This is a genomic window from Thermohalobacter berrensis (assembly GCF_003609645.1).
Taxonomy (GTDB): domain Bacteria; phylum Bacillota; class Clostridia; order Tissierellales; family Thermohalobacteraceae; genus Thermohalobacter; species Thermohalobacter berrensis.
In genome coordinates, this window is record NZ_MCIB01000006.1 from 26401 (window position 1) to 47154 (window position 20754).

The 20754-nt window shown below is 27.7% G+C and carries 22 protein-coding genes; 13 read left to right on the forward strand and 9 right to left on the reverse strand.

Going from position 1 to position 20754, the window contains the following annotated elements; all coding sequences use genetic code 11:
- Positions 1-83: 83 nt before the first annotated feature.
- Positions 84-632, reverse strand: coding sequence for a cupin domain-containing protein (locus tag BET03_RS04565; RefSeq protein ID WP_120167763.1), 549 nt, complete (start codon positions 630-632; stop codon positions 84-86).
- A gap of 230 nt (positions 633-862) precedes the next feature.
- Here BET03_RS04565 and BET03_RS04570 point away from each other — a divergent pair, with 230 nt between their 5' ends.
- Complete coding sequence (locus BET03_RS04570) at positions 863-1381, forward strand: hypothetical protein (RefSeq protein WP_120167765.1); 519 nt, start codon at positions 863-865, stop codon at positions 1379-1381.
- Positions 1382-1535: 154 nt separating this feature from the next.
- Here BET03_RS04570 and BET03_RS04575 read toward each other — a convergent pair whose 3' ends face one another.
- A complete protein-coding gene (locus BET03_RS04575; protein WP_279230339.1) occupies positions 1536-2081 on the reverse strand; it encodes a hypothetical protein in 546 nt (181 codons plus the stop codon).
- A 158-nt stretch (positions 2082-2239) separates the two neighbouring features.
- On the opposite strand from BET03_RS04575, the gene BET03_RS04580 reads away from it, so the two are divergent.
- The 10 genes from BET03_RS04580 (at position 2240) to BET03_RS04625 (ending at position 12295) form a co-directional block, all read left to right on the forward strand.
- Positions 2240-3007, forward strand: a complete 768-nt coding sequence (locus BET03_RS04580) for a hypothetical protein (RefSeq protein WP_120167769.1) — start codon at positions 2240-2242, stop codon at positions 3005-3007.
- A gap of 253 nt (positions 3008-3260) precedes the next feature.
- Entirely contained in the window at positions 3261-3779 is a 519-nt protein-coding gene (locus tag BET03_RS04585; RefSeq protein ID WP_120167771.1) for a hypothetical protein, read from the forward strand.
- A 166-nt stretch (positions 3780-3945) separates the two neighbouring features.
- Positions 3946-4758: a zinc transporter ZupT gene (gene zupT, locus BET03_RS04590; RefSeq protein WP_183108722.1), complete on the forward strand. Its 813-nt coding sequence runs from the start codon at positions 3946-3948 to the stop codon at positions 4756-4758.
- Positions 4759-4930: 172 nt separating this feature from the next.
- Positions 4931-5113, forward strand: a complete 183-nt coding sequence (locus BET03_RS04595) for a hypothetical protein (protein WP_120167773.1) — start codon at positions 4931-4933, stop codon at positions 5111-5113.
- Between the two features lie 43 nt (positions 5114-5156).
- On the forward strand, positions 5157-5615 hold the full coding sequence (locus tag BET03_RS04600) for a hypothetical protein (protein ID WP_120167775.1): 459 nt from the start codon (positions 5157-5159) through the stop codon (positions 5613-5615).
- Between the two features lie 87 nt (positions 5616-5702).
- Positions 5703-6323, forward strand: a complete 621-nt coding sequence (locus BET03_RS04605; RefSeq protein ID WP_120167777.1) for a hypothetical protein — start codon at positions 5703-5705, stop codon at positions 6321-6323.
- A 215-nt stretch (positions 6324-6538) separates the two neighbouring features.
- Positions 6539-9097 (forward strand): sensor domain-containing protein, encoded by a 2559-nt coding sequence (locus tag BET03_RS04610; protein WP_183108723.1) that lies wholly within the window; start codon positions 6539-6541, stop codon positions 9095-9097.
- 280 nt (positions 9098-9377) lie between these two features.
- The gene (locus BET03_RS04615; protein WP_120167781.1) at positions 9378-10634 is read left to right on the forward strand and encodes a methyl-accepting chemotaxis protein; all 1257 of its coding nucleotides are present in this window, start codon (positions 9378-9380) and stop codon (positions 10632-10634) included.
- 270 nt (positions 10635-10904) lie between these two features.
- The gene (locus BET03_RS04620) at positions 10905-11384 is read left to right on the forward strand and encodes a flavodoxin family protein (RefSeq protein ID WP_120167783.1); all 480 of its coding nucleotides are present in this window, start codon (positions 10905-10907) and stop codon (positions 11382-11384) included.
- Between the two features lie 245 nt (positions 11385-11629).
- Positions 11630-12295 carry a hypothetical protein gene (locus BET03_RS04625; RefSeq protein WP_120167785.1) on the forward strand — a complete coding sequence of 222 codons (666 nt, stop codon included), beginning with the start codon at positions 11630-11632 and terminating at the stop codon, positions 12293-12295.
- Between the two features lie 125 nt (positions 12296-12420).
- Here the strand turns inward: BET03_RS04625 and BET03_RS04630 are convergent, their stop codons facing one another.
- Positions 12421-12612, reverse strand: a complete 192-nt coding sequence (locus BET03_RS04630) for an H-type small acid-soluble spore protein (protein WP_120167787.1) — start codon at positions 12610-12612, stop codon at positions 12421-12423.
- 240 nt (positions 12613-12852) lie between these two features.
- On the opposite strand from BET03_RS04630, the gene BET03_RS13585 reads away from it, so the two are divergent.
- Complete coding sequence (locus BET03_RS13585; RefSeq protein ID WP_120167789.1) at positions 12853-13155, forward strand: hypothetical protein; 303 nt, start codon at positions 12853-12855, stop codon at positions 13153-13155.
- A gap of 104 nt (positions 13156-13259) precedes the next feature.
- Positions 13260-13619 carry a hypothetical protein gene (locus BET03_RS04640; protein WP_120167791.1) on the forward strand — a complete coding sequence of 120 codons (360 nt, stop codon included), beginning with the start codon at positions 13260-13262 and terminating at the stop codon, positions 13617-13619.
- 866 nt (positions 13620-14485) lie between these two features.
- Here BET03_RS04640 and BET03_RS04645 read toward each other — a convergent pair.
- The 6 genes from BET03_RS04645 to BET03_RS04670 all read right to left on the reverse strand — a co-directional run bounded on the left by BET03_RS04645 (position 14486) and on the right by BET03_RS04670 (position 20455).
- A complete protein-coding gene (locus BET03_RS04645; RefSeq protein ID WP_183108724.1) occupies positions 14486-15637 on the reverse strand; it encodes an iron-containing alcohol dehydrogenase in 1152 nt (383 codons plus the stop codon).
- A 321-nt stretch (positions 15638-15958) separates the two neighbouring features.
- Positions 15959-16189 carry a hypothetical protein gene (locus BET03_RS04650; protein ID WP_120167793.1) on the reverse strand — a complete coding sequence of 77 codons (231 nt, stop codon included), beginning with the start codon at positions 16187-16189 and terminating at the stop codon, positions 15959-15961.
- Between the two features lie 199 nt (positions 16190-16388).
- Positions 16389-16976: a CBO0543 family protein gene (locus BET03_RS04655; protein WP_120167795.1), complete on the reverse strand. Its 588-nt coding sequence runs from the start codon at positions 16974-16976 to the stop codon at positions 16389-16391.
- Positions 16977-17192: 216 nt separating this feature from the next.
- Positions 17193-17924: a DUF3298 and DUF4163 domain-containing protein gene (locus tag BET03_RS04660; RefSeq protein ID WP_120167797.1), complete on the reverse strand. Its 732-nt coding sequence runs from the start codon at positions 17922-17924 to the stop codon at positions 17193-17195.
- Positions 17925-18039: 115 nt separating this feature from the next.
- Positions 18040-19245 (reverse strand): MFS transporter, encoded by a 1206-nt coding sequence (locus BET03_RS04665; RefSeq protein ID WP_120167799.1) that lies wholly within the window; start codon positions 19243-19245, stop codon positions 18040-18042.
- Between the two features lie 310 nt (positions 19246-19555).
- Complete coding sequence (locus tag BET03_RS04670; protein WP_243096860.1) at positions 19556-20455, reverse strand: acetamidase/formamidase family protein; 900 nt, start codon at positions 20453-20455, stop codon at positions 19556-19558.
- Positions 20456-20754: the final 299 nt, after the last annotated feature.

A 20754-nucleotide genomic window follows, 5' to 3' on the forward strand; every position in this document is an offset into this window, starting at 1 on the left:
GTACCTTGTTTTTTAGGGAACAATGGGATGTTTTGTTTGTCACTTAACTTTTGTGACAAACGAAACGTCCCATTGTCATATTTTTAGTAGCTATAATTCCTTTCATCAGCTTCTGCATCTTCTTTGGTTTTATGAATAGTACCACGTGGATGCTCAGGTGGTGCATATATAGCGTATAATTTAAGTGGTTTACTACCTGTATTGATTAAATTGTGCCATTTACCAGCAGGTATCATGATCGCATAGTCATCATAAACCCTTGCTTCAAAATCTAAATTATCTTTACTATCTCCCATTCTTACGATTCCTTGACCTTCCTCAATACGTATGAATTGATCAACTGTAGGATGAATTTCTAAACCTATATCTCCTCCTACTTTGATACTCATTAAGGTAACTTGCAAATTCTCTCCTGTCCATAAAGCAGTACGATAATTAGTATTCTGCTTAGTAGCTTCATCAATATTAACTACAAATGGTTCTGGACCATAATCTTTTAATTCAATTGGTTGTTTCCAAAAGTCTGAATTATACATTGGTGTATTAAACCAATAAGGATATGGACATCTTCTATAATATAAGTTATACATTGGTGTGTAAGGACATGGATACGGTCTATAAAAATTATACATATTGCTCATTCCTTTCATAGGTTTTATAACATAATATGCTCTATGTTTAGAGAAGGTGATTTAATTCATAATTGTTTAGACCTAACCCTGTTGATTATATTCTGGTTTAATTAGATAAATATTATTTGATAATTTAGAAATTAAATTTTCTTGATATTTCTATACTCAATATGTTAAAATAAAAAGCGATATTCATTTTCAAAAAATATAAATTAAAAGGAGGCATTTACATGAGAGTAAAAGCACTAGCATTAGTATTAGTATTAGTTGTTGCTTTAATGGCTGGTTGTACATCAAATGAGGAGACATCATCAACAAATGAACCAGCAGACACAGTTTCAGCAGCTTCAGTAGTAACAGATGAGGCTTCATTATTAAAGGCAATGAGTAAAGATGGAACATGGATCATTATATTCGAAGATGATTTTACAACTGATAAAGAGCTTGTATTAGAAGGTGAATTCACAAACAAAGATAAACCAGCACGTAAAATAGCTCTTTATACTCAAGATGAAAACAGAAATATAACTGCTTCTTATACTTTAACTGCTCCAAAGTTAACTATAAAGAGTGAAAATACTACAATTAAAGGTGGTACTTTTGTAGGAGACGTTTATGTTGAAGCTAATGGATTTACATTAACAGAAGCAACAATAGAAGGTAATGTATATTTTGCTAATGAAGAAGTTAAATCCACATTTAAACTTGGAGAAAATGCTACTGTAACTGGAGCTACTGAAGTAAAATAATTGAAATTTCTATAATTTTAGAATAGATATGTAAAAAAGCAGTTAATCAGTTGTTTAACAACTGATTAACTGCTTTTTTTATGTGACAGGAGGACGTTTCCTTTAAAAGAAGTCAATTACAGACCTTACCCCATTATTTTATAGGGGTAATCTATTAAGTTTTAGGACACATAACAATAATTTTGTATGGTGTAGTTTGGGCAGGAATACTCCTAGTAGTTGGACCATATACAACGATTAGATTACGGTTTGCAGGATTTCCAGTAAACACCTGATCATTTTCCAGTATTATCTGAGTGAATGGACTAATGTTTAACTTCAATGTACCATCACTACTTACCAACTGTTCATTAAAATAGTCTACTTTAACATTATGACCTGGTATAAGTTTTGATATAACAATTGCTCGAAATTGAGGTGGGAAAATTAAAGGGACAGGGGCATTTATATCATAAAATCCAATTACTGCATCACCTACTGCCATTGTTACATGGTCTACAAAGTAAGTAGTCGGGGTAATTTCAAAGTTTACAATACTACCATCTCTTTTCTGAACAGTCATTAGTTTATAACATCCTATTGATTCTCCAGTTCTTACCCTAAAATCATCAATTCTAGTAATAATTCCGTAGAATGAACCGAAAGTTGTCATTTCCATTCCTCCACATTCACCTAAACTTTTTCTATATAGATTATTCATACTTTGGGCGTTATGTTACTTAGATATATTCCATATTGTATATTGTATATTTCAAATAGGTCCAGGATTTAGTCTAGACCCTAAAATATCTATGGGATACACATGTTAAAAGCCCCTGCATATACTAATTCTAGAATGGAGATAAAAGGGGTTATAGTATGTGGGATAATAGATATTTAGTGGGCATAATGAAATCATTTATACCACCTTTTGCTAAGGTTATAGTATTGGACACACCTTTTAAAAGACCAGCAGTAAAAATGGTAGACTTAGATGGAGATGGTGTATTAGAATTAGTTGGTGCTTACAATTGGCAAAGTGAAAATTATATTATTGTACTAAAATATAGTTATGGGATTTGGCAAGTGATAGATATCATTAAAGGAAAGGGATATAATATCACTTATTTTGGCGTTGCACCAATTACTAGTAGATATAAAAATAACCTAGTAGTGGGATGGCAAGTTGGGGCAATGTGGTCAGATCTTAGTGTTTATGAATGGACAAATATGGGAATGAAAGATTTAATTGAGGGTAATAAATACTATAGCATGATAGAAGTAAAAGATATTAAAAGTACACAAGGAAGAGATGGGATATATGAACTAGCCCTATGGATTCATGATACTGGAGAGGCTTATAAGGTAGAGATATATAGATGGGTAGATAGTAAGTTCACATTGGCATTAGATGTTTATCCCTATTATTTTAAAAAGGTAGCCAATTATTATAAAAAACTTTTGAAAGAAAAGGATTCGACCACCTATTGGTATTATTTAGCAGATGCCCAAATTAAAATAGGTAATACTCAAGAAGCACTTAAGTCTATTGATAGGGCTTTAGACTTTGAATATCCCTATCCATCTAGAGAAGAATTAATGCAATTAAGGGATCAGTTATGTGAGTATGAACCTTTTTCTATTTAGGCCTACCTTCTAAAGCTTAATAACCTGCATTAATTTGCAGGTTTTTTCTTCATTTTATAGTTATTTAACCAAAATATAATATATTTGTAAATAATCAAAGGGAAGAAAAGATTAATAATTTAAATTGTCAAGGATGAATCAATATAAAATATATTTAATAGTAAAATAATTGCGATTAAATTATACATGTTCTAGGGTATAATCAATAAAGAAAGGAGGAATTAGTATCAATTTCAAAACTAAAGAAATTTTATTGATGGGTTTAACTGCTTCTTTAATGTTTGTAGTAGGATATTTTTTATTTATAAGTGGAACTGTTTTAGGAATTCCGGGTGCTAAGTTTTTTATGTTTGCTCCTTTTTTTAGCTTTATGTTAACTGTAATAGTTAGTTGTTTAAGAAAGATAGGGGTTGTTTCATTAATAAGTTGTGTATTTGCTTTTATTATGTCTTTTATATCTATATTTATGGGATTAGCTATCCTTGTAAGCGGAATTTTTACAGATATTATAGCTTTAATTCTATTTAAAGGATACACTACTAAAAAGAAAATCGTTTTTGCTATACCTTTTTATCCGTTTTTTTCTTTTATCACAGCTTCTATAGTAGTTAACTATGTAACTGGAAATAAGTTATTTATGTTAGCGCCTAACCCTTTAACTTTAATTGCACTTTCTATAATAATATATACTCTAGGGTTTATAGGTTCTAATGTTGCCACGAAAGTTGTGGTTTCACGTATATTACAAGTTAAAAATAGAAAAACAATTTAAAGTTAGACTATTAAGCATAGAAATTTTTATATGAATAGTGATATCATTAATTTTACTTATATATTATATTAGAAAAGAATTATTTATATAAAGGACATATCATATTTTATTTCTATACCATAACTCAAGTAATCATAAAATAATAAAAAGAATAGGGGAATTTATTATGAATATAAGTATAAACAATTTGCTATTAGCTTTTGGCCTTACATTATTTGCAGGATTATCTACGGGAATAGGAAGTGCCTTAGCCTTTTACACTAAACAAACAAATAAAAAGTTTCTATCAGCAGCTTTGGGATTTTCTGCAGGGGTAATGATTTATGTTTCTATGATTGAAATTTTTGCAAAAGCAAGGACATCATTAGAAGCGGTTTATGGCTCAACAAAAGGATACTGGATTACTACAATTGGATTTTTTGCAGGGATTGCTTTAATTGCAATAATAGATAAATTTGTACCAAGTGTTGAGAATCCCCATGAAATGCGTGATGTGAATGATATGACAGAGGAGAAAACAAATGATGTTGACTTACTGAGAATGGGATTATTTTCAGCTTTAGCTATAGCAATTCATAACTTTCCTGAAGGATTAGCTACCTTTACAAGTACTTTACAGGATACAACTTTAGGGATTAGTATAGCTGTTGCTGTTGCAATACATAACATACCTGAAGGGGTTGCAGTTTCAGTACCAATCTATTATGCTACTGGTAATCGGAAAAAAGCGTTTTTATATTCCTTTCTTTCTGGATTATCTGAGCCAATAGGTGCAATTGTAGGGTATTTAATATTAATGAGATTTTTTAATGATACTATGTCTGGCTTAATATTTGCCGGAGTTGCGGGAATCATGGTTTATATTTCATTAGATGAATTATTACCTACTGCAGAGAAATATGGTGAACATCATATCACAATTTATGGACTTGTTTCTGGAATGGCTGTAATGGCATTAAGTTTATTAATGTTTGCATAAGTATGAAATAGTCAGATATTTGCCTTTTATACTATAAAGAAAGACCCTACATTAAACTTGTAGAGTTTTTCTTTTTAACATAACTAAAGGTAGAACTAATTATGCTTACACATAATACAATATATGGTATAATATAACAAAAATGAAATTATTTAAAAGACAGGAGTTGTTAATGAATAAAAGGCTTAAAGTATTTATTTTATTTTTAACTATAATAGTTGGTTTTACGTACTATATTCAATATAAGAATAAAATAAAAGTTAAAGAAAAGCTAGAGAATAAATACGATTATTCATTAGAGAAAAAAGAAACTGCTAAAAAAGTCCTTGAGGCCTATCAAAATTATGAAATTTAAGTGTTTAAAATTATTATAGAGTTTATTAAAGGTGGTTACAAGAATGAATAAAAAGTGGATTTATTTGTTATGTATTGTTGTATTAATATCATTTATATTTTATAAACAATATTTTGGTAAAGACAATCTTATAAAACCTCCTCAAATAAGTGTAAAATCAAGCTTTGGAGAAGTAAAACCTGTATTAGGGCCTTATTCATGGGAATATAGGTCTTTATTGGGTGGTAAAAAGTATGTTCAAGCCAGTTCACCAATACCACCAGAATTAGTAAAGGATAGAAATCCACTAATAGTTAAATCTGGAGGAGAGTTAGAAATTATCACTATTTATAAGCCTGCTAGACTTAGTGTAAGCATATGGCAAAACAATAATAAAATGTCCCCAAAATTAAATGGAAATAAGATAGTAGCACCAAAGGAAAAAGGAAAATATGTTTATAGTGTATCTATAAAATGGAAACAGGGTATAGCTAATTATGCTTTTCTAGTGGAAGTAAAATAGTTATAATGTTTTTTTGCATTTTAATATATGGTATTGATAAGGACATTTATATTATAATTTCAATAAATTAAGAAAGAAGGGATTAAGATGAAAAAACTTATATTAATATTTACAATCTCTATTTTAATTTTAAGTATAGCAGGCTGTTCTGTTAAAGATAATGAAGTATTTATTAAAGATTTTAAAGAAACATCATTACATGAGTTTTCAATGACAAAGTTTATTAAAGATATAGCTAAAATACCACTATCAAATTCTAATAAGAATCTAATAATAGAAGAATTTAAAATGGGACTTACTAAAGACAAAAAAATTAGACTTATGATAATTAAAATAGCTGAAGAATCAAAATTTCAAAATAAAAGATATTCTATTTTTTATAACAAAGATAATAATTATTTAAAGGTAAAAGAAAATAAAATTGACAAAAATGAAGCAAGAGGAAGATTATTAGCAAAGAATTTTTTTATGAAATTTGACAGAGCAAAAAATTTTATGAGATTCCCCGAAGGTGATTATAAATACTATAGTATTGATTTAATGGGTTATAATATAAATTTGGAAAATGGCAAAAATAAAGATCTTTTTGTGATAGATAGTAAAGGTGTTTATAAACCAAAAGCTAAAGAAGTAGAAGGAATTTGCATTTTTGTATATGGTGAGCCATTAGAAAGAACAGATAGACCAAAGTTTTATGTAATAAAATAAGAAATTACTAAATATAAGCTTATTCTGATATAATGAAATAAATTAAGATTTCTACAAAATATATGTAATTGACGAAGCAATGTATAGATAAAAAATGAAAGGAATAAGTTTTTGTAATGACTTAATTGGAAGTTAGTAGTTTTAAAGAGTTAAAATCCCTATAAAACTGGGTAAGTTTAAAGTGAGGATAGTTTTAAATGAAGGGGAATTATATTATGCTTAAGAAGAAATTCTATGAACAGATTATAGAACTTATACCTGACCCAATTTTTGGTATAGACAAAGAGAGAAAAATTATTTTATGGAATAAGGCTATGGAAGGGTTAACAGGAGTTAAAAAAGAAGAAATATTAGGAAAAGGTGATTATTCCATCTGTATTTATGGAGAAAAGCGACCTACTCTTGCCGATTTAGTATTAGAACCTAATCCTGAAATAGAAAAAGAATATGTAAATTTTAAGAGAAATGAAGATGGAAGTGTAGAAGGAGAAGCATATAGTAAAAAACTTGATTATTATGACTGGGGAAAAGCCGTACCTCTGTATAATAAGAATAAACAAATTATAGGTGCAGTGGTTATATCAAGGGATATTAGTGAGAAAATAAAGTATCAGAAAAAAATAGATAAAATACATAAAAGGTATGAAATCCTTTTTAAGAAAAGTCCTGATGCTATATCATATTTTGATAGAAACCATAAAATACTAGATGTTAATGATACTTTCCTTGAAAGTTTTGGTTATACAAAAGAAGAATGTCTTGGTAAAAATTTAGATGATGTTGTAGTACCAAAGGAAAAGAAAGATGAGGCAGTTGCAAAAACTAATGAGCTTTTTGAAAAGGGAGAATTAGACATAGAAGCAATTCGATATACAAAATCACGGAAACCAATTTATGTCAACATTAGAGCTATGTTAGTAATAATAGATAATGAAATAATTGGTGGATATGGAATTTATACAGATATAACAGAAAGAGAGAATTATAAAAAAGATTTAGAAACTACAAATGATGAATTAGAAGCTACTATTGAGCAGCTATTAGCAGGAGAAGAAGAATTAAAGATTCAGTATGATGAAATACAAAAGTACGCTGAGAGGTTAGAAGAATTAAAACAAAAATATGAAATTGCTGTTGAAGGAACCGATAGTGCTATTTGGGAAATAACTGTTGAAGATGAAGTTATACATTTTTCAGAAAATTTCGCAAAAATTATAGATATTGATTTTAAAGAAAAAAACATATATGAAGTTATAGATAAAATAGTTTATTTAGAAGATAAAAAAGAGCTTTTAAGTGAGCTTGAGAAATATAAAAAGGGTGAAAAAGAAAAAATTTATTCTCAAATACGTATTATAGATAAAGATGGACAAGTTAGATGGTATTTAATAAGTGGAAAAGGTGTAATGGATAGGGAAGGAAAAATGAAAAGTATAAACGGAGTTTTAGTAGAAATTTCCCAACTAAAAAAACAAGAACAATATATTGAATTTTTAGCTGAGCATGATCCATTAACCCATCTTCCTAACAGAAGAAAGTTTATGAAAATATTAAATGAAGAGATTGAAAAAGGCAGAAAGGGAGCTCTCTTTTTGTTAGACCTAGATAATTTTAAAAATATCAATGATACATTAGGACATGTATATGGGGACAAGCTATTAAGAAAAATAGCTGAAATATTAGAGGATATATCCTGTGAAAGGGTAACCATTTTTCGCTTTGGAGGAGATGAATTTTTAGTACTTCTTAGAAATAATGAAAACCCTTTAGAGATAGAAGGATATGCAGACAAAATTTTAAAGAGTTTTAAAGAAAAAATTGTATTAGATGGAATAGAAAACCCTATAACAGCAAGTATGGGAATAGTTCGATTTCCATATGATGGATTTCAGATGGATGATCTTTTAATGAAGGCGGATATTGCTATGTATAATGCAAAAGAATCAGGTAAAAATAAATACCTTTTCTTTAATGAAGAAATGACTTTAGCCTTTAAAGAAAAGATAAAAATTGAAAATATTTTAAGAAAAGCAATAAAAGAGGAAGGTTTTACATTACTATATCAGCCTATTATAGAAGCAAAGACTGGTGAAATAGCATACTATGAAGCATTGTTAAGGTTAAAGGATACAAACATTTCTCCAGGTATCTTTATACCTATAGCAGAGGAAACAGACTTAATTTTAACTATAGGAAGATGGGTTATAAAACAAGCTATAAATCAATTAATTAAATGGAAAGGTGAAGGCTATAAAACTAAACCTATAGCCATCAATCTTTCACCAAAACAGCTGTATGATGACAATCTTTTTAAATTTTTACAACAAATCTTAAAAGAAAATAATATTGACCCTTCTATGTTAGAAATTGAGATTACTGAAAATGTACTTATAGAAAATAGAGAAGAAACTATAAAAATCTTAGAAAAACTAAAGAAATTAGGCTTAACAATTGCCCTAGATGATTTTGGAACAGGATATTCCTCACTAAATTACTTAACATTTATTCCTGTTGATAAAATTAAGCTTGATAAATCTTTAAATGATAAGTTTTTAGAATATGAAAATATTGAAGTTTTAGATAGTTTAATATCCCTTACACATGCTTTAAACTTAAAGGTTGTAGCTGAGGGAATAGAAGAAATAGACCAATATAAAAGATTAGAAAAAGGGGAATGTGACTATGTACAAGGATATCTTTTTAGTAAACCTTTAAGTGAAGAAGAAGTAAGTAAAATGTACGATAAAAATTATTTGAATTTAATTAAAGGATGAAACAATAGCTAAGTTAGATAAATATTTAAGTATAAATTGAGGTTATTTTTTTTACATATTACTTAAAAGAAAATACAAAAATAACTCCCTCTGCATTGTTAGCAGGGGTTTTTTATTTATCTATTTTTAATCTAAACTACTTAAGAAATACTTGGAAAATATTACTGCTAAAACAATGTAGAAAAAAACAGGAAAATGTCGAAAAACATAGAATACCATAAGTAATGATTATATAAAATTGTTGATTCTTATAGCACAAAATATAAGGGGGCAAAAATTTATGTTCAGTAATAAAAATCTAAAATCTATAAATAGAGTTTTAGATGAATATTTTATGAATAATTTTACCCAAAAAGAATACAAACAAATTTCAAAAAAAAACATATTAAATAAGGTTGAATATTTAATTTTTAATGCACAAAAAAATAAAGCAAAAGTACAAGATATTTTAAAAGCTATGCCAAATCCAGTTTTTGTTAGAGATAATGATAGAAATATAGTCTTTTGGAGTAAGTCTATGGAAGAACTTACAGGATATACAGAAGAGGAAGCAATAGGAAAGAAGTGTAATGAAATTTTTCAAGCATCTATTTGTGAAAATTGTGCAGTGGAAAAGTGTATAAGAATGAGAGAATGTATTAAGAAAGAAGAAATTACCATAAAAAATAAAAATGGTAAAAAGATTAATGTATTAGCATCTGCATCAGGATTATATGATAGTGAAGGAAACCCAGAGGGAGGTTTGGAAATTCTTAGGGATATAACAAGTGAAAAAGAACTTTTAAACAGTATTAGAGAAGCAGCATTAAATGTAAGTGCAGCCTCGCAACAACTTTCTGCATCGTCAGAAGAATCAACTAGTTCTATAGAGGAATTAGCTAGTTATACTAATCAAGTTCTAGACATAACTATGGCTGGAAAGAAAATAAGCGATAATACAAGTAAAATGGCTAAGAAAGGACAGGAAGCATCTAATATAGCTATTGAGAAAATAGATATGATTGAAAAAGCAGTACAGAAATCCAATAACACAGTATTAGAGATGAATGAATATGGAAAAGAGATACAAAAGATATTAGGTTTAATTACGGGAATAACAGAACAAACCAACTTATTAGCATTAAATGCAGCTATAGAGGCAGCTAGAGCAGGAGAATCAGGAAGAGGCTTTGCAGTTGTAGCTGAACAAATAAGAAAATTAGCTGAAGAGTCGAAAAATGCAACTAGTCAAGTACAAACTATTATTGAGCAGGTATTACAAGGAGCTGATAGTTCCTATAAATCGATGAATGCAGTAAACAACTCAGTTAAAGAAGGAATAGAAGCATTACATAATACAGTAAAGCAATTAAAAAATATTAAGGATGGGGTAGGAAAAACTGAAAAATACATGGAGGATATTGCAAAAAGTGCAGATAGAATAAATGCATCTACCCAAGAGCAATCTGCAGCAATGGAAGAGATAGCAGGGTCAGCAGAAGATTTATCAAGACTATCTGAGAACTTAAATAAGGAAATAGAAAATTTTGAATTATAATTAACCTGATAATAGACTTATCAAGAGCTAACTGAAGGAAAAGATACTCTAATTAAGGGTATCTTTTTTTTATTGCAAAAGAAAGTATATTTATCGTGGCTTATAATACCGGAGATGAATAGGTTACAATAGTGGATTAAGCTTTATCAATATTTATAATATTAATGGAAATAAAAGGATATAATTAATAAATATAGAAAAACATATAGAAGTCAACTAAATATTGTTGCAAATAAAAATACTAAAAATAAAAAGGAGATGGTTTATTGTATGAAAGCATTAGTTATATATTATTCACTAGAAGGAAATACAAAAATGATTGCTGATGCCATTAAAGAAGAGATAGATTGTGACATAGCAAGATTAATTCCTAGAAAAGATATACCTAAAAAAGGGTTCCTAAAATATTTCTTTGGTGGAAAACAAGTATTATTACGTCAAAAGCCTAAATTAAAATCATTTAATAATAATTTTGAAGCTTACGATTTAATTATTTTTGGAAGTCCTGTTTGGGCAGGTTCATATGTACCAGCATTTAATACTTTGTTTTCACAAGCAAATATTATAAATAAAAAAATTGCATTATTTTGTACCTATAGAGGAAATGAAGGAAAAATATTTAAACGATTTAATAATAAATTAATAGGAAACGAAATAATAGGACAAATTGGATTTGTAAGTCCTTTAGAAAATAATGCAGTAAAAAATAGTAATAAGGCTAAACAATGGATACGTCAATTTATAAAATAAATAAGTCATGGGAAATCTAGGATTAATTATAAAACATTATAGAATTAATAAATCAAGCACTAGAAAAATATTCAAACACAGATTTATTAAACTTTTTTATTGTTGGAGGTTCAAATTCAGACATTGAATTAGGAAATTATTTTAATTTTAAATCATTTGGAATTAAACTTAGTAGTGATAGTTGAATAAAAGTAGAAACATTAAAAGATGTAATAAAATATATTTAATATAAAGGGGGAATTATGTTGAAAAAGTGGTTTGTATTTATTTTTGTTTTAATAATAAGTTTATCAGGATGTCAACAAGAGATAAGTCTTAATAAAAAGCTATCAGAAAAAGTTAAAATTGTTGAAGAAAAAGATTATTTATTTTCTAAATTAGAAGTAACATATGAAGATTATAAAGAAGCAACGAAAGATATCATTTCAGATTCTTGTTCATATATAGAGAATAAGTTGATATATGGTTATACAGATAATGGGAAGAAAATAGAGGTTAGAGGAATAGATTTGAAAGGTTTATCAAAGGAAGAATTTAAAAAGCATAAACAAAAATGGAATGAATTAGTTAAAAAGTTTAACTTAAAATTAGATGACGATAAAGTTACAATAAGAATATCTGGTTCATATGATGCAAATGTTAATGATAAGGATTATAAGTATGTTTATTCTCAACAAATAAGAGAAAGTAATGATAAAGAAAATTCAGTTTATATAATTAATAAGAGATATACTTTTGAAAAACAAGATGATTCATGGAAAATAATAAATATTGATTCTTATATATCATCATATTCAGATAAATTAAAGGAAAGTGGGCTTTCTAAAAATGAGTTAATTAGCAAAATGAAGTATGGTACACATAACAATAAAGCAGTTGAATACATCCTATCTTTTGCTTTAAAAGAATAATTATATGAACAAAAGTGGTCCTGGATTATATGCTTAATAGTGTGACAAACGAAACGTCCCTATGTCATTCGTCCCTATGTCATTAAACAAGGTGCTGAATAAATATCAGCACCTTTTAAAGTTAACTATTTTATTATATTTCCCGTCTCAACTAAATTTTTAGTATTTACTTCAATAGATGTATTGTTATTTAACATTTTAACATTTGCTGTTCCTTTTTCACTATTAATTTTTTCTATCCATACTGGGGTGTTATTGTAAAGTACTTCAATATTATTAGGAGAATTTAATATCTCATTAGCTCTTTGTACATCCATAAAATTACCTCCCTTCAAGGATATTATTTATTAAAATACCAATAAATATGTGGATGTAAAATGGATTATATTAAACAAATTTTATGTAGTTATTATAGAAAAAAGGACAATAGATTCTTTTAGAGAATTTGTTATGTAGAAGATATTAAAATATAAAAAGGAGAAATAGCTATGGATAGATTAATATTATTTTTACTATTTTTGAAGCTTTAAGATACATTTATAATTCCGCATACAATAATGAATTCTGTAAATATAATTATTTTTGGTAATGAGATAAGCTTTTATTTAAATTATTTAGTTTTATTTTTAGCAGTATTATACTTAATATCTGTAATAGGAAGTATTAAAAAAAATAAAAAGTTTATGAAAATGACTTTATTATTTGTACTAGTAGAGTTTATATATATTATTTGTGTATTAATGTATGTAATAATAAAAAAATGGACTATTGGTGTTGCTATAATACTTGTGATATATCTGCTAATTAATCTTTATATAATGAAATATATAAAAAGAAATTGGCTAAGTAATAATTTTTGACAATGAAATTACAATAATATACAATTTTTTCTGCAAGTTTTTGGTAGGTTGGGAATCTTTATGTATAAAAATCACTATACATATCCTTTAATAGGAGGTGTTATATGGAAAAGATAAATAAAAAATCTCTTGTAAACGGGATATTAATGATAATATTATTTTTATGCATTATTACAGGGATTTACTATATCAGATATTCATCTTATCCCGATATTAAATTTATTAAACTTTATTTTGCCATAGGAATTTTAGGAAGTATTCCACTAATATTTAAGCTTTATAGATTTGGTAGTATTTTTTTACTTGCCTCTATTGTTGGATTTATTGCAGATTGTATTCTTTCTTATAGAAATCTATTAACACCAAATATGAAAGCTGGCTTTTACAATTTTTTTATTATTGTTATAGGATTTATAGCAGGTATTTTTGTAGAAATTATATATAAAAAGCAAAATAAATATTAAAAATAGATATGATATAAGATGAAAGATTTAAATTATTTAGCTTCTTAGGGGGAAGTAGGATGTTTAATATAATAGACACTTTTCCTAAGTTTAAAAAAACTTTGAAAAAAATTTGGATGCAAATATAGATAAGAAAATTGAGTTGTGGGAAAAGGATTATATTAATTATATGAAGTTAGAAAAATAACTATCATAATGGAATATTAAGGTTATATCAAGAAGGTTTTGCCCAATACTTTCAGCATATTTTATTAAGTAAAAGAACGTATTCAAGGGGTAAAAGCTGGATAGAAAAATGCTTAGAAAAGGAAAGAGACTTAAAGAAGTTATTTTTAAGTAAACTAAATGAAATTTACTCTATGGAAGATATAGCAAAATTGGATTATAGGATAATTGAAAAGAGATTACTTGATTTTTTACAAAGTTAATAGAAAGCATTATTTTAAATATGTTTTTGTATTTAAAAAAGGCTTTTGCAATAATGTGAAAGTCTTTTTTTATTTATAAAGAAAAATAAAAGGGAATACATAAATAAATGGATGGTGAGAATTTTAAGATAATACCTAAATTTTGGGATGAAGTTTGTGGAAGCTATGAGGGAAGATGCTCCTGAATTAGAGTTAGGGGATCCTACTAAAGATGACTACAAGTGTGAAGTATGGATACCAATAGTTGAGAAGGTAGAATAACAAATAGAGGAGAAGCTCATTACAAAAGAATATTGACAAAAATTTCCACAAGTGATACAATTATGTTATAAGATTAACGATAATATAATAACAATAAAATATTCGTTATTGTGTTAATTTATGTATAAAAAAAATTGAGGGAATATATCCCTCAAATTGTAGATAAAAAATAAGTTTTTACATTGCATTTTTAAATATTTGGATTACTTGTTCTAATGTCGCAGTACGTGGATTAGTTAATTGGCAAGCATCTGCCATTGCATTTTTAGCCATAACTTCAAAATCTTCTTCTTTAACGCCTAAAGCTTTTAGGCCTGATGGAATACCGATTGAACTAGAGAGCTTTTTAATAGAATCAATAGCTTTTTGAGCTGCATCATAAACAGATAAACCTTCAACATTTTCTCCCATAGCAATTGCAACATCTCGTAATTTGTCAGCACAGCCAATTAAATTAAATTGTTCTACATGAGGTAAAAGAATAGCATTACATACACCATGTGGCAGGTCATAATATCCCCCTAATTGATGGGCCATGGCATGAACATATCCTAAACTGGCATTATTAAATGCCATTCCAGCTAGGAACTGAGCATAAGCCATTTTTTCTCTTGCTTCCATGTTCATACCGTTGGCAACTGCAACAGGTAAATATTTGGATATTAATTCAATTGCCATCAGAGCAGCTGAATCTGTGAGAGGAGTTGCAGCTGTTGAAACATAGGCTTCTATTGCATGGGTTAAAGCATCCATGCCTGTAGCAGCCGTTAATGCTGGTGGCATTCCTGCCATAAGGTCAGGATCATTAATTGATATTTTTGGAGTTACTCTCCAGTCTACAATTGCCATTTTAACTTTTCTATTAGTATCAGTAATTATACAAAAACGAGTCATTTCAGAGGCAGTTCCAGCAGTTGTATTTACTGCAATAAGAGGAACCATTGGATTAGTTGATTTGTCTATGCCTTCATAATCATGAATTTTACCACCATTAGATGCTAATAATCCAACTCCCTTTGCACAATCATGGGAGGAACCTCCACCTAATGAAACTATTGTATCACATTTTTCTTCCTTCCATACTTTAAAGCCTGCTTCAACGTTTTTATCAGTAGGATTAGGTTGTACCCCTCCAAAAATTACAGCTTCTAAGCCTGAATCCTCTAGAATATTTTTAACTTTATCAGCCATACCAAGTTTAACTAAACCAGAATCGGTTACTATTAATACTTTTTTTCCACCTAAAGTTTTTACTTTATCGCCTATCTCATTAATAGTTCCCCTTCCAAGTAAATTTACAGTTGGAATATAATAAGCACTTATTGTCATATAAATCCCCCTTTATAATATAGAAAATTAATAGATTATAAATAAGACTTTCCTTTTATGTATCCTTAATATAGTAATTAATTGTATTCACCTCCTTGTAAAATAGAGTAATTGTAAAGTGTTAGAGATATCATATTTTAACTATTATATATCTGCAAAAAATATGCCGATTATTATATACTTCAAATAGTCGGAATAGTCAGAAAATTAACAAGTTAAGTGTTCACTTCTGGAACAAAATCTATAAAATATAGTGTTCTAAAATGTTACGATGTTCCATAATTGAACTAAAAAAAGTGAGTCAAAGGATAATATCCTGACTCACTGACTTTTTTCTTCCATAAATTCAATTTTACCCTCATTTATAAAATGTTTAATTGATTTAATTGGAACTCCAGTTTCTAAGTATATATCCATTATGCTAGCTTGTCTATTTTTAAATATATACTTTTTTACTATGTCATACTCATTCTGACATTTATCACAGAGGGATTGTGTTTTAAACTTTTTTATAAAAAAATTCTCACATAATTGGCATATACCCCGTTGCACCTTTATCACCTCTTTTATATTTTACATCGGTGCCATTTAATTTATATTTTTATAAAGATAACTTATTTTAATAAAAGGTTTTTTACTATTAGTTTATATTATTTTATTTCTAAAATCTATAGGTATTGGAACTTATTTGAAATGATACTATATATCTAATTTAGTAAAATTTATCCGACTGGTGGTTTATAAGAGTCCTTTACAATACTTTTCCTAAATAGAACCCACCAAGGAAGATGGTTACAATTAAGATAAAATGTAATATAAACCAACCTGTCCTATCATATCTTAATATATCATAATCTAAAGGCTTTCGTTTTTCATCTGGAATAATGTAAATACTAACCCACTCAAAGACTAATAAAAAAATCCACCACCATGTATAAGAATCCCAGAAATCCCACTTTGCATTATACTCAATTAGATCCGTAAAATTTGCTGCCAATGTTTCAAATAGCATTCCAATGTGTATTAATGCCCAGTAAAAAGGAATTTTCCATACAAAAGGTTTTGGACTATAATAAATTCCTAATATTACGTAAAAGGGAAATATAGTTAAAATAACATAAAAAGGCATTATCGATATAGTAGGGAATAATCTGTATGGAAATGAATATAAACCTATTCTAACAAAAATATAACATAAAATATTTCCTACAATACCGGAAATAATAAATATCAAACCATATCTTTTCCAATCGACTCTTAATATGAAATAAGAACCAATTAAAGATAGGGCTAAAGTTATAAGGGTTATATAAGTTTCAATATTGGGTTGTATATTCAAGAGAAATCCTCTCCCCTAACATTGGTTTTAAAATTATTTCTAATTAAAAAACTTATTTTAAAATAAGTATAAGCTAATCCAAATTTTTTATGCAGTTTTATTATTAGCTATATATTTGTTAACTTATAAAACTAAATAAAATGACCATATATCTATTATTTCACTTTGGTAAAAATATATAAAAAAACTGAGGCAAAACCTCAGTAATAAAAAAAATCATGCTAGAAGATATGGTTTTAGGTAACCTCTAAATTCAGAAAGTGGGATTTTAATTATTGGAAGTTTAGCTTCAGTAGGAGCAACTTCATGGAAACCAAAAAACAAACCAATATATCCATTTTCTAAGAAAAATGGCTGGTCTGGTGCAATACCTTTAAATTCTTCAATTGTTTCAGGAAAATATCTTGTAGGGTTTGCCAATAAATAACGTCTTATTACATTATTTATTAAGGAGATATAGTCGACACCTTCCTTAAATAAATCATTTAAGCTTAAAGATCTTCCAGTTTTAATATTATAATTATAGGTTGTTCTAATATAGGAATCATTTCCATTTATATATTCGTGATATACTATTGATAAGCTTATTATGTTATTTTTATTATAAGTTAACTCATATATATTTGAGATTATTATAGGATCAAATGGCCTTCCTTCCTCTTTAGCCTTTTCATATTCTTCTTTAGCAGCTACTTCCATTTGGTTTTTAAATTCTAATATATCACTGGATATAGAATTATTTATATTATCTTGTATATTTTTATCTTTAATTCCCTTTAAAATAGGAATTCTTAAACGTTCAATAATATATTCATTTTCAAAATTTATATTTTTAGTTTGTATATTCAAGGGATTTGAATAGCGTTGAAGATGTGGTCTATAATTGGGATAATATCTTTTATAGTTTAAATGATTATAGGGATAAGATATATATAAATTATTTTTCATAATTACCCTCCTATTATATAAATAAAGATGTTATAATTTAATATATGATTTTTAAGTTTATAAGGTTAATTTAGCTAAAATAGGGTGATCAAAAAATAAAAACTGGAAGCTGAAATTATTCAGCTTCCAGTCTTACTTTATTTATGGTAGTGATAACGTATATATTTACAATAACAAGGAATGAACCTAATGTTGCTAGTAGTTTAAAAGCAAAATTAAGAGAAAACAAATCCCCTATATGCCCAACTAAAGGGAATATAGTAATCATAAAAAAGCTAAAAATCATACTAGCTACAGAGAGTATTGTAGCTCTATTCTTACTAGGTATTTGTTTGTTTATATAATCACTTACAGCAACAAAAATTATACTTTCTACAATAGTGATTAATATAAAGAAAATATAGGAATAATTTGTAAGGACTATTCCCCATATACAACCTATCGATATTATAGGCATAAATAGTAATATACCCTTTTCCTTTATTAATTTTTCTAACCTATAGACTTGAGTTGAAACACCTGCACTAAGTAAAGAAGCAACAGCAAACATAATTCCTATTTGAAGTTCACTATATCCATTACCTTTAAGATAGTTTTGAATATAATAAAATAGACAGGTTCCAAAGGTTAATATGATTTCACAGAAAATAATTAAAAAGCTTAATCTATTGTTGTTTTTTATAAGGTTATAACTCTCTACAAACTGATTTTTTATATATTTAAAGAGATTTATTTTTTTATAATTATTGTCTTTAATATCAGGTTCTGTAAAAGTTAAAGACTGAATAAGTGAAATTACACCTATAAAAATTGTCAACAGGAAAACTAAAGTATAACTCATAGTTGCTAAATATCCTCCAGCTAGATATGCTACTAATTTACCAACTTGAAAGAAGACTTCTTGCATTCCTTGTACTTTCATATAAATATTTTCCTTATTAATCTCTTTAAGAGAGTCATATACAAGGGCATCTCCTGCTCCAGATTCTAAATTATATGATAAAGCACAAAATACAAAGGAAAGAGCAAATAAATAAAAATTGTTTGCCAAAAGCAATATAGAAACACTTATAATTAAAAATAATCTACCTAATATTCTACTTGTTTTTCTACCATATAAGTCTGCAATCATGCCAGTAGGTACTTCCATAAGGAATGAAGTTATATGGAAAACAGCCTCAATAATTCCCAGTTGCAACAAAGACATTCCCTTTGCTCCTAAATATATCATCCATACCTCTTGAGCTAGATCAAGTGTTTTTAAAAAAGTAAATATATAGTTAAAAGGTATATTTCTTTTTAATTTACTTATATAACTCATTTTAAATATTCTCCCTTCTCAAAAAACATAGAAAGCCCCAAGTAAATCAATACTTAGGGCTTTTATTACATAAAAATAATTATCTAATTATTAAGGTTAGATGAATGAGTAAAGATTTACTTAGCAGTGGTTGACATAATTCATGTTTTTAGACATACTTTCCCTATTAAGTCTAAAAACATGAATAATAGATTCAACAAAATGCAGATAGCTTAATAAGGCAACCTTTACTGCTAAGTCCAAATCTTACACCTCCATAAAATACTATATACATTATATAATATTTAGAAAACATATACAACTTGTGGAATTATTTCAATATATAATCATATTTTTCTAAAACCCATTTTGGCAATTCCATCCTGGCAGTTTTAAGTGGGTCAACTACTTGACAAACCTTTAAATCACCTAAAAGGGATAAAAGCATGCCTGCCTCATGGAGGTCTATTCCAACTTCTTCATTTAAAAATTTATGCATATTTTTAGTAGCTAGATTTCCTGCTTCATCTAGTGTTTCTGCTGATGCAATAGTCATAATGTCACTACCTTCTATTAACATAGGTAATGGGTAGTTAACATCCTTTAATACAGTTACTTTTATAGTGACTTCTCCAGAAATCTCAAGACCACAAATTACTACTTCACCATCACCCATTACTCCATGAAGGTCACCCATTGCAAGTAGTCCACCCTTAACATTAACTGGTAAATATAGAGTAGAACCTTTAACTATCCTTTTACAGTCCATATTTCCACCATGTTCACCTGGAGTACCTGTTGGGATTTCATCTTCTTTTGGTGCTGTACCAATTACGCCTATCATAGGCTTTATTGAGATTCTAATTTTGTCATTAAATATTGCCTTTCCATTTTCAATTGAAATTATTTTAGTTTTTTCTTCTGGAATAATATCACCTAGTACTCCATGATTAGGAGCAGTTGTCATTACACCTTTTTCATCAACTTTAATATCTAATACTTCTACTTTTAAAACATCACCTGGTTTTGCATCTTCAATATATAAAGGTCCAGTTGCTGGATTTATTAAATCCCATCCTACAGAACTAAAAAGCTGTTCCTCTTTTTGGATTGAATTACTAAAACAATCATATGTTTTAAAAACGACTTTTTCTCCAGATTTAATAGTTTCCACAGGTTCATTATTAGGTGACATTTTTAAAACTGTTGTTTTGGTTGAAATTTTTTTCAAAATACATCTCCCCCTATGAAATACTTTTATAATTATCTGTTATATAGATATATTCTAGAAATATCAATAAATTCCTTGAATCACAGGAGATTAATGAGTTTCCTTGTCATACATCAATAAATGTTAATTAATTAACGCAAAAGCAATAGAAAATTGACACAAATTGATAAAAATTACGTGATGTTGAAAAAGTAAGTTATTTTAAAAGCAAAACATTTTCCTGTGTTATATATTTGATTTTCAATAATAGATTGGATTTGACCAAACAATAATACATTGTTAAACTATAAACAAGCAAT